This window comes from uncultured Intestinibacter sp., from assembly GCF_902468165.1.
Taxonomy (GTDB): domain Bacteria; phylum Bacillota; class Clostridia; order Peptostreptococcales; family Peptostreptococcaceae; genus Intestinibacter.
Map to the genome: position 1 here is coordinate 1 of NZ_CABQXJ010000093.1, position 10,860 is coordinate 10,860.

The 10,860-nt window shown below is 29.7% G+C and carries 9 protein-coding genes; 8 read left to right on the forward strand and 1 reads right to left on the reverse strand.

Annotated elements, in window-relative coordinates; translation table 11 throughout:
* Positions 1 to 95 precede the first annotated feature (95 nt).
* Entirely contained in the window at positions 96 to 602 is a 507-nt protein-coding gene (locus tag RDX53_RS12835; protein ID WP_307994294.1) for an HD domain-containing protein, read from the reverse strand.
* A 315-nt stretch (positions 603 to 917) separates the two neighbouring features.
* Between RDX53_RS12835 and RDX53_RS12840 the strand changes: the two genes are divergently transcribed.
* From RDX53_RS12840 to RDX53_RS12875, 8 genes are all read left to right on the forward strand, one after another.
* Positions 918 to 1,502, forward strand: coding sequence for a 50S ribosomal protein L25 (locus RDX53_RS12840; protein WP_295574125.1), 585 nt, complete (start codon positions 918 to 920; stop codon positions 1,500 to 1,502).
* A gap of 276 nt (positions 1,503 to 1,778) precedes the next feature.
* Positions 1,779 to 2,582: a hypothetical protein gene (locus tag RDX53_RS12845; RefSeq protein ID WP_295610753.1), complete on the forward strand. Its 804-nt coding sequence runs from the start codon at positions 1,779 to 1,781 to the stop codon at positions 2,580 to 2,582.
* A gap of 26 nt (positions 2,583 to 2,608) precedes the next feature.
* Positions 2,609 to 3,745, forward strand: coding sequence for an ATP-binding protein (locus RDX53_RS12850; protein ID WP_307994295.1), 1,137 nt, complete (start codon positions 2,609 to 2,611; stop codon positions 3,743 to 3,745).
* A 3-nt stretch (positions 3,746 to 3,748) separates the two neighbouring features.
* Positions 3,749 to 5,206 (forward strand): VWA-like domain-containing protein, encoded by a 1,458-nt coding sequence (locus RDX53_RS12855; RefSeq protein WP_195929737.1) that lies wholly within the window; start codon positions 3,749 to 3,751, stop codon positions 5,204 to 5,206.
* Positions 5,207 to 5,444: 238 nt separating this feature from the next.
* A complete protein-coding gene (dprA, locus tag RDX53_RS12860) occupies positions 5,445 to 6,407 on the forward strand; it encodes a DNA-processing protein DprA (protein WP_307994296.1) in 963 nt (320 codons plus the stop codon).
* 191 nt (positions 6,408 to 6,598) lie between these two features.
* A complete protein-coding gene (locus RDX53_RS12865; protein WP_295610759.1) occupies positions 6,599 to 6,796 on the forward strand; it encodes a hypothetical protein in 198 nt (65 codons plus the stop codon).
* A 235-nt stretch (positions 6,797 to 7,031) separates the two neighbouring features.
* A complete protein-coding gene (locus RDX53_RS12870) occupies positions 7,032 to 9,818 on the forward strand; it encodes an HAD-IC family P-type ATPase (protein WP_307994297.1) in 2,787 nt (928 codons plus the stop codon).
* A 348-nt stretch (positions 9,819 to 10,166) separates the two neighbouring features.
* Positions 10,167 to 10,860, forward strand: a 694-nt coding sequence (locus RDX53_RS12875; protein WP_307994298.1) for an MATE family efflux transporter, incomplete at its 3' end; no start/stop codon positions are given.

Here is a 10,860-nt window from a genome sequence, read left to right on the forward strand (position 1 = left end):
AACGGAATCTTTGATTCGTTGGCGCTATGAGCAAAGCGAATTTTTAAGCAACGGAATCTTTGATTCGTTGGCGCCATGAACGCAGCGAACATATACTAGTCATAAATAATACCCAAATGACTATATATACTACTTATCTGTTTATATAATTGTGAGCCAAACGTCTCTCTAGTTGCACATATTTTATCAGCTAAGCATATAATCCACGCCTCTTTTGAAGCTGGGGGGATTGGGTTTAGCGGAAACATATGGTGCAGGATTATGTCTTTTTCTTTTTCGTTTAGATCGAATTCTTCGCTGGCATTTCTCAGAGCGATTTTCGGATGCCTAAATCCATGAAGTTTGATTGGTTTGTTTTTATCGTGCCAATCGTATAAAAAATAATCGTGCAGAAGGGCACCCCTTATGAGCGACCTCTTGTCTACTTTAATATTTAATTTGTTTGCAATTTGACAACTCATATAAGCGACGAATATGCAGTGTTCGTACACGCTTATATCCCCATGTTGTATAAATTCTTTAGTAAGCGGGAATCTAGATTTATTATTTAGTTCGTTTATAACTTCTGAAAAATCTCTAATAAATTCTGGAATTCTATTCATTTTGACCATTCCTTTTTTATTTAAAATAGTATTATATACATAAATATAGTCTACAATCTTATTATATACAAAAATCTAACTATTTACAATTTAAGTAACATTAAATTAAGTTAATCTTAACTTAATTGTAAGACTTAAAATTTATGAATAAAACTATACATAAGTGTGCATAATAATAGTTATTATTTGGATTATTCGAAAAAATGAATAAATTAATCCATTAGAAATCTAAAAAAAATAATATTATGCATATTACTGTGCTATAATATATTTATATACAAAATACATAATCTATAGAGAAAAGAAGGGATCAAAATGCAAAACGCAGTATTTAACATTAGTGAAAGAACTGAGAAAGGCAAAAAAGTAAGAATGGAAGGTAGCATACCTGCTATAATGTATGGTCAATCATTGGGAGAACCAATTCCTTGTCAAATAACAAAAAGAGAATTAATAGACTTACTAGGATCAAAAAGCTCTGTTTTATCATTAAAATTAAATGATAAAATCGAAAATTGTGTATTAAAAGAAGTACAAAGAGACGCATTCGGAAATATAGTACATCTAGATTTCCAATACGTTAAAAAAGGTGACACTATTAAATTAAGAGTTCCAATAAGATTTTCAGGAGCTGAATCATTAGACGCAAGAAAATTATTATTAGACGATGTAATAACAGAAGTTCAATTACAAGGTAACCCTAGTGAAATGCCTGAACATATAGAAGTAGATGTTGCAGGATTAGAACATGGTGCTCAAATTCTTGCTAAAGACTTAGTAATACCTGAAACATTAAAATCTGACTTAGAACCTGATACTGTAGTCGCTAGAATAGGTTCATTAAAAACTTCATCTATAGAAGTTGAAGATGACAATAATGACGAAGAGACAGCTGAGTAATATAAATCAAAATGATACTAACTGGTACATACCAAATAAATATATTTTTTAATAAATATTCTAACAAAGATATTACTGGAGTAAATTCCAGTAATATTTTTTTGTGCAAAATTTTGGTGAGCATTAAATAGATTTATATTTTGTGATGTGGGTATATAAAAAGAGTATGGTAAAATAATACCAAGATAATAGGCAAAATATGTATATTTACGAATTGAAATATAATAAAATTGATATAGTTATAATGTTTCAATTTTTAAAATATGGAGGAGAATTATGGACGAATCAAGATTTATTAAGATGATAAATATAAATCCTACTCTTATAGAAAATATAAAAAATCCAACAGATGAAATGAAGTTACTTGCAGTTAGAAAAAACGGGCTAGTAATTAAATATATAGAAAATCCGACAAAGGAAATGCAAGAAATCGCAATAAGCAAAAATGCAAAGGCGATAGAATATATAGAAAATCCAAGTGAGGACATAATGCTAAAAGCTGTTAAGAGCGGGTGGAGCAGTTTAGCATATATAAAAGAGCCGACAGAAAATGTAATAAAAGCTGCAATTGAACAAGCGGGATGGGCAATACAATACATAGATGACCCAAGTGAACAGTTGCAATTATCGGCGATTAGAAAGAATTACGATGCAATAAAATATATAAAAAATCCATCAGAAAAAGTTCAGTTAGAAGCGATAAAAGAAAATTATGATGCGATTAGATATATAAAAAATCCAAGTTATAAAATAGAATTAGAAGCAATAAAAGAAAACGAATCAGCTATAAACTTTATACAAGATTTAGATGAAGAGAAGATGGTATCATTTTTAAAACAAAATATCTTAGTTATAAAATATTTATACAAAAAACTAAGTATAGAAAAGATAGAAGAGGCTTTAAAAGAAGTGATATCAAAAGAAGATGTAGAAGAAAAATATATAAGGGATTTTTTAAATTGCAGCGTTATAGATAGAAATAGTGATGCAATAAAATTAGATAAAGTAATATTTATATATAAATACGGAAGCAAAATGGCTAAGAAAATAGCTATGGACGAAAAATTAAAAATGATGTAATTATAAAATAGTTTAGGAGAAATAATATGAATTTTTTAGATACATTTAGAAGTATTGAGCTAATATTAGAAACGGGAGAAGTACCTCTAGTAGTTGGTGAGAGTGGAATCGGAAAGACAGCTTTAGCAAACAAAGTAGCAAAAGATAATGGATGGAAGGTCGTTGTAATAGACGGAAACTTATTAAAAGAAGGAGAAATCGGAGGACTTCCAACTGTTGAGTCTTATATAGTTAAAAGTGAAGAAGGATGTAAAATAGAAAAGAAAACAACTATTTATGCAGTCCACACAAAACTTAGAGAAATAGACAAAGAAATCGAAAATGGAAACGAAGTACTTTTATTTATAGATGAGTTAAACCGTTGTGAACACGCAGTCCAACAAGAACTTATGAACCTTATATTAAATAGAGAGATAAACGGATATAAGTTAGACAAAAATGTAAAAATACTAGCTGCAATGAATCCATCAAACGAATACGGAGCAGAGCTTGACTACCAAGTTGTAGATATGGACCCAGCACAAGAAAACAGATTTGTTTGGCTTAATATGGAGTCAGATGCGAGCGAATGGATAAACTGGGCTATGAACAACAATATCGAGCCAAAAGTAGTTGAGTTTATATCTACATTCCCAGAATATCTACACAAGGTAAACGAAGGAGATATAAATGCAACACCTAGAAGTTTTGAGAGAATTTCTAAAACTTACTCAGTTTATAAACAAAAGAAAGACTCAATCCCTAAAGAGGTATTTTTAAACGTAATTAAAGGTAATGTGGGAAGAGTTATAGCACAAGAGTTTATGAGTTTTATAAATTCTGATGCAAAACCAATAATAAGTTATAATGATGTGTTTAATGGAGAAGAACTTGACGAAAGAGTTGTAGAACAAGTTAAAAATGAAAACCATACAAGACTATACATCAGTGCTATGAATATATTAAAATCACTAGAATCAGACATACAAAACAACAAATTAAATTCAGGTGGATTTGATTATATACAAAGATTAGTAGAATTTTTAAGATTATATCCAGTTGATTTAATGGTTGGAATTATGAAAGATATAAAAAATAATTATGGCGAATTATACAAAATAGCTAGTGAAAATGAAGAATTTATAGATTTATATTTTCAATCTTACAGCTTAATAAGGGGATAAGGTATGGAAACTTATTTTAATAAAAAGAAAGAAGAACTCTACGCTCAAGCTGTTGAATTTGTTGAAAGAGCAAGTTACGATGAATCGATTGATTGGGATAAAGACATTGAGATAGAAGTGTCTGATGAATTTAGGAGGGAGTTTTTCTCTCTTGTAGATAAGGTGAATTTTAACTTAATGGAAGACAAAGATAACTTCTATGGGTATTTTTTATTCCAAATGAACAGAGATTTGAAGTTTGATATGAGTAGCCCGAGTGGAGTGAATTTTAAAGGAGCTAAATACGTAATATATTTTAATCCACTTATATTTTTAAAATTAAATATGAGTCAGATGGAGACGACGATTAAACACGAAATTTTACATGTTATATCTCTACACTTAGTAAGGGCAAAGGAGCTAAAAGAAAACGGACGATATAGCACTTTGGCGATAAACTTGGCGATGGATGTAGTTGTAAACCAGTATTTAGATGCACTCCCACCATATTCAACAACTTTAGAATGGGTAAATTTAAATTATAATCTCAAGCTTGAAGCATTTCAGACTTTTGAATATTATTTACAAAAAATCCAGATAGAATTAGATTTACAAGAAGAAAACGAAGACGGAGAAGAACACGACACAAATACTGATGATGAGTTAGAAAATGATGAATCTCAAAATATGGAGTTTAAAAATGAATATGATCCAGCAAAAACTCACGATATATGGGATGATTCAGATGATATAGATGAAAAGACAATGTCTGAGTTTACTCAAAAGTTTGTCAGCCTTTCGCAAAAAGGAAAGACTCCAGAATACCTAGATTCAATAATATCTAAGTTAAAAAGCAAAAACGGAGAACTTCCATGGAATCTATACCTTAAAAAGATAATGGGGACAATAGAAGCGAACAAAAAAAAGACAATAACAAGAAGAAGTAGAAGACAACCAAATAGGCTCGATTTGAGAGGAGAGCTTAGAAATCACAAAGCCGAAATTGCAGTCGCAATCGACATAAGCGGAAGTATAAGTGACGAAGAGTTCAAACAAGCTATAAAAGAAGTTTTAGCAATCGTCAAAAATCACAACCACGAAATAACTATAATAGAGTGTGACAACGAAATAAAAAAAGTATATAAAGTAAAAAAATTAAAAGACGTTCAAGATAGAGTTACAGCAGGTGGAGGAACTAAGTTTGGCCCAGTGTTTGAGTATTTAAATAACAGCACAAAAAAATACAACATGCTTATCTACTTTACAGATGGAAAAGGTGAAGACTGCTTAAAAGTGCATCCAAGGGGATATAAGGTGCTTTGGGTTATTTCAGGAAAAGGAGATAAACTATCTCTTAAAGAACCATATGGTGCAGTTAAAAAACTTAGCAAAGTAAAAGAAAACAACAAAGGCAACAATATAGACTTAAAAGATGTTATGTACGATGGTTATTCAATGAACAACCAACAGCCAATTTTATAAAAATCTAACTCTATATATAAATCAAAATTTAAAAAGACACAAAAAGCCTTCTATATTATATAGAAGGCTTTTAACTTATTTAACATTATAGTGGATATTGCTTTTTATACAAGTAGCAAGCATTTCAATCTTATCTCTATTCAAATCATTAAAAACAAAAACTATGTGATAATTTCACATAGTTTTTTATTTTGCACAAATACTAATTATAACTAAAAATTTGAGATATGGAGATAAAATGAACAATTCAGAACTTATAATAACACTTACATTAATAAAAGGATTGGGTCGAAAAACTATAAATAAAATAATAAGACAAGGTGAATTAAATCATTTAAATAGCAGTGAAATTATAGACTATTTAAATAATATAAACTTAAAAATAAAACGAATTATAACTAAAGAAGAACTAAAATATGCAAATGAGATTGCAAAAAGGGCAATACATATTTGTGATAAAGAGGATATCAAAATCTTAACCTTACTAGATAAAGACTTTCCTCAAAAACTAAAAAATATAGATGATAACCCAATAGTTATATACTACAAAGGAAATTACAATTGTTTAAATGATAAATCTATAGCAATTATAGGTAGTAGAAATCCGAGTTTGCATGGTGTAAATGTTTCTTACAAAATATCTTCAATATTATCACAAAAAGGATATACAATAGTCAGTGGCCTTGCTAATGGATGTGATACTTTTGCACATATGGGAAGTCTAAGTAATTTTGGAAGGACAATAGCAGTTATGCCATGTGGACTAGATATTGTTTATCCTAAGCAAAATACAAATCTATTTAAAAATATAATAGACAATGACGGTTGTGTTATAAGTGAATATCCACCAGGACAAAATGTTTCAAAATATCAACTAATCGAAAGGGACAGACTACAAAGTGCACTTAGCGAAGGGATAATAGTAATTGAAAGTACAATAAATGGAGGCAGTTTTCATACTGTAAATTACGGTTTTAATCAAAATAAAATCGTAGCCTGTTATAAACCTAATCAACATTATTTAAATATAAAAACAGCAAAGGGAAATATAAAATTATTGCAAAATGAAGAAGTTTTACCTATTTATGATAAAGAATCATTAGATGAATTTCTAAAAAGAGTAGATAGTTTTTATAAATATAAAAATTCACAAATATATAAAGAAAAAACAGAACAAATTCAATTTAAATTTCTCAATTAAATATAAAAAATAAAAATATCTATAGTAGTATTATTTCTTGAGAAAGGCACTTAAAAATCATACCATAATTTGGTCTATATATAAGTTTGTTATTTGTACATACTATAATCAGGATACTTTATTCTAAATAACTGTAGCTTATTTACACTACATCTTCTAAATAACTACAGTAGGTCAAAAGGAGAGCTATTATGCAAGATAAATGTACAAAACCATGCGTAGGATGTCAATGTCATAAAGGAAAAGACCCAAAAGTTAAAAAACATCAAGAACACGTAGATTTCGAGAAAAAATCTGAAGTAAACAATAGTTGGGTTTCTGCAATGCATCAAGATCCATCTACAGATGAACAATCTCATGTACAAGTCAATTACAGACAATATAAGTAAAATAGCTAACTTTGCACCAGATTTACTATAATAATCAATTAAGTTTTAGTCAGGAGAAATGCCAAATTCATTTATTTGGCATTTCTTTTGTTTATAACGATATGTTAAAAATTTTCTATACTATGTTAAAAAAATGTAAAATTAGGAGAAGAAAAAGGAATATCTGCTAATATACATAGTAAGATATATTGATATAAAAATATATCTAAGTAAAAAAATGAAAGGGGAATAGTAAATGGAAGCAAAAAGTCACTCGCATAGGAATAATTCAATAGGAGAAGAACCTCCTTCGTGTCAGAGTATAGAGACACACTCGAAAAATATCCACCTAAATGATTCAAACTGGTACAAAGTAAGCACAACAGAGACATTACACAGACTTAATTCAGACAAGAATGTGGGGTTAAGCGAAGAAGATGTATCTTTTAGAAGGAGTAAATACGGAAAAAACAACTTAACAGAGAGCAAAAAAGAAAGTAAATTGGTGAGATTTTTAAAACAATTTAACAATAGCGTGATTTATATACTGTTAGTTGCAGGTGTATTGACTTTATTTATGGGACACATCTCAGACACAGTCGTAATAGGGATAGTAGTACTTGTAAATGCCTTAATAGGTTATATTCAAGAAAACAAAGCAGAAAGTGCAATTTCAAAAATAAAACAGATGTTAGTCGTAAATGCCACCGTTATTAGAAATAGTCAAAGATTAGATATAGACGCAGGGGATTTGGTACCAGGGGACATTGTCTATCTAGAAGCTGGAGATAATGTACCTGCTGACATAAGAATTTTGGAAGCTAATAATTTAAAAATCCAAGAATCTGTATTAACAGGTGAATCAGACTCAGTTCAAAAAGATAAACAAACTCTAATCGGAACACTTACAGTAGCAGACCAGACAAATATGGCATTTGCATCTACAAGCATAACAAATGGAGATATGACAGGAGTTGTAGTTGCGACTGGCGATTATACTCAAATAGGTAAAATAAATAAAAGTATCAACGATGTGAAACAAGAAAAAACACCTCTAATAATTTCAATAAATAATCTAGGAAAATATATATCTTATGCAATAGTATTAGTTGCAGTTTTACTTTTTGGGTTTGGCGTATTATTTGACATCTACGAAATTCCAACACTTTTATTGTCGATAGTGACGATGGTAGTTGGCTCTATTCCAGAAGGATTACCTGCTATAACATCAGTAATTCTTGCGATAGGTGTTCAAAATATGGCACGAAAAAACTCGATAGTAAAAAATCTACCTTCAGTTGAAACACTCGGTTCAGTAAATATTATAGCAACAGACAAAACAGGTACATTGACTAAAAATGAAATGACAATAAAAGATATAGTAACAAAACACCACAATTATATTGTTACGGGAGATGGATATTCTCCAGAAGGGGAAATATTCGAGAGTAAGGGGAAACAAGATTTATTAATTAATAAGTCTAGTGAAAAAATAAGTAGTAAATTAAAGATAGAAGGTGACTTGAAAAAGTTAATATTAATAGGTGCACTTGCAAATGATGCCAAACTAAATCAAGAAAATGACAAATGGGTTATAAATGGAGAACCTACAGATGGATGCTTTTTAACACTTTGTAAAAAGGCAAATTTAGACACATCAAATTTTATTGAAATAGACAAAATACCATTTGATTCTGACTTTAAATACATGGCTAAAATAGTTGATTTAGAAAATAGTAGGTATTTAGTTGTAAAAGGTGCCCCAGATAAATTAATCGACGTAATTAAAAAATCAAATAATAAATTTGATGATATATATTGGCAAAATGAAGTTAGCAAATTAGCTAAAAAGGGAAAACGTGTTGTAGCAGTAGCATATAAAAATCTATCTAAAGATATAACAAAGATACAACACGAATTATTGGATAATGATTTAAACTTAGTTGGTTTAGTGGGAATATTAGACCCGCCAAAAGAATCTGTTATTGATGCAATATTGCAAGCTAGAAATGCAGGCGTAAAAGTAAAGATGATAACAGGGGACCATCCAGAAACAGCCGTACAAATAGCTAGACAAATCAAATTGTCTGATGAAAATAGAGTTATAACAGGTAGTCAGCTCGATAAACTTACAGATAGTGAGCTAAACTCAGTTATAAAAGATTACGACATATTTGCTAGGGCAACGCCTGAAAACAAACTTAGAATAGTTAAAGCATATCAATCAAATAACTTAATAACAGCGATGACAGGCGACGGTGTAAATGATGCACCAGCATTAAAACAAGCCGACATTGGGATATCTATGGGAATCAAAGGTACAGACGTAGCCAAAGAATCTTCAGATATGGTTTTAGCAGATGACAATTTCTCAACAATAGTAGATGCTATAAAAGAAGGTAGACGAGTTTATGACAATATCAAAAAAACTATAAAGTTCTTATTGCCAACTAGTATAGCAGAAGGGTTGATAGTTTTAATAAGTATAATATTAAACAATCCACTTCCACTTGAGCCAGTTCAACTTTTATGGATCAACATGGTATCGGCCATAACTATATCATTTGCGTTTGTGTTTGAACCAGCGGAAAATGATATTATGAATAAAAATCCTCGTAAAAAAAGCGATAGTATAATAAAATCACAAGATACAATAAGAATATTATATGTCGCTACTATGATTGCAGGATTAGGATTAATAATAAGCCAACACCTAACATCACTAGGAATATCACAAAACATAGTGAGTACAGTAACGCTTAATATAGTAGTTTTTTGTAAAATATTTTATCTTTTCAATATAAGAACAGACCACAGTGCAATATCAAAAAACTTATTTACAAATAAAGTTGCGTTCTTAGTCGTAGGTATACTTATATCATTGCAGATGGCGATTACCTATATGCCACAAATGCATATTATATTTAGAACTGCATCACTTCAAATTACAGATTGGTTATATCCTTTCTATTGCGGTTTGATATTGTTCTCAATAGTGGAGATTGAGAAGTTTTTGAGTAATACATTAAAAAAAGTTAGATAAACTATAAATAAAGATAATGTTGGTGGAAATTACAATTTATATGTAAAATACTATCACGAAAAGTCTGTAATATTTTTTACAGGCTTTTTTAAATTCTAAGGAAATTAGATATTATCTGGTTTTTAGATAATGTATAATTTCCAAACTATTAACTTAAGCAACGGACGAAGTCGTTGGCGCCATGAGCGAAGCGAATTTTTAAATTCTAAGGAAATTATTGAAGTATATATTTAATATAGAATCTACCAAGGTGATTTTAATATTTATTGTAATAAGGTATAATATAAGGAAGTAAATACTAATATAGTAAATTATATAAAATAAGAAAGAGGTGAAAGTTTGCAAGCAGTGTTTAAAATGACAGACGAAAATAAGGTGTTTTACAAGACTTTAGTTGTATTATGTATTCCAATTATAATCCAAAACTTAATATCGACATTGGTAAATATGGTCGATACTGTGATGGTTGGAAGTTTGGGAGAAGTATCGGTGGCAGCGATAGGGATAGCTAACCAGTATTTCTTTTTATTTAATATGGCATTATCAGGTATTATAGGTGGGGCAGGAATTTTCATGGCCCAATTTTATGGAAAGGGAGACAAAGACAGTATAAAGAAAATAACAGGACTTAGTGTTATTGCAGCGCTAGTTTTAGGAATAGTATTTTTTATATTGGCAGTATTTTTCCCTAATTTAATAATAAACTTTTTCTCTCACGACTCACTAGTTGTCAAACAGGCGAGAGAGTATTTTTTAGTTATAGGATTTTGTTATCCAATTATGGCAGTTAGCTATATTTTTAGTATGGGATCTAGAAGTGTTAGAAATCCTCGTTTAGGAATGGTATGTAGCTCTATATCTCTTGTTATAAATATAGTTTTAAATTATGTCTTTATATTTGGACATTTTGGAGCTCCAGCTTTAGGCGTAAAAGGAGCTGCTGTTGCGACAGTTTCTGCAAGAATTGTTGAATTTATTTTATTAATATTATATGTATATTTTATAAAAGAAGATTATGAACTTAAATTCGGAATCGAAGATA

What these genes read in the sequence shown, in the direction of transcription:
- RDX53_RS12840 (WP_295574125.1), top strand. Translation starts at nt 918, where the DNA reads ATGCAAAACGCAGTATTTAACATTAGTGAAAGAACTGAGAAAGGCAAA.
- RDX53_RS12845 (WP_295610753.1), top strand. Translation starts at nt 1,779, where the DNA reads ATGGACGAATCAAGATTTATTAAGATGATAAATATAAATCCTACTCTT.
- RDX53_RS12850 (WP_307994295.1), top strand. Translation starts at nt 2,609, where the DNA reads ATGAATTTTTTAGATACATTTAGAAGTATTGAGCTAATATTAGAAACG.
- RDX53_RS12855 (WP_195929737.1), top strand. Translation starts at nt 3,749, where the DNA reads ATGGAAACTTATTTTAATAAAAAGAAAGAAGAACTCTACGCTCAAGCT.
- RDX53_RS12870 (WP_307994297.1), top strand. Translation starts at nt 7,032, where the DNA reads ATGGAAGCAAAAAGTCACTCGCATAGGAATAATTCAATAGGAGAAGAA.
- RDX53_RS12835 (WP_307994294.1), bottom strand. Translation starts at nt 602, where the DNA reads ATGAATAGAATTCCAGAATTTATTAGAGATTTTTCAGAAGTTATAAAC.
- dprA (WP_307994296.1), top strand. Translation starts at nt 5,445, where the DNA reads ATGAACAATTCAGAACTTATAATAACACTTACATTAATAAAAGGATTG.
- RDX53_RS12865 (WP_295610759.1), top strand. Translation starts at nt 6,599, where the DNA reads ATGCAAGATAAATGTACAAAACCATGCGTAGGATGTCAATGTCATAAA.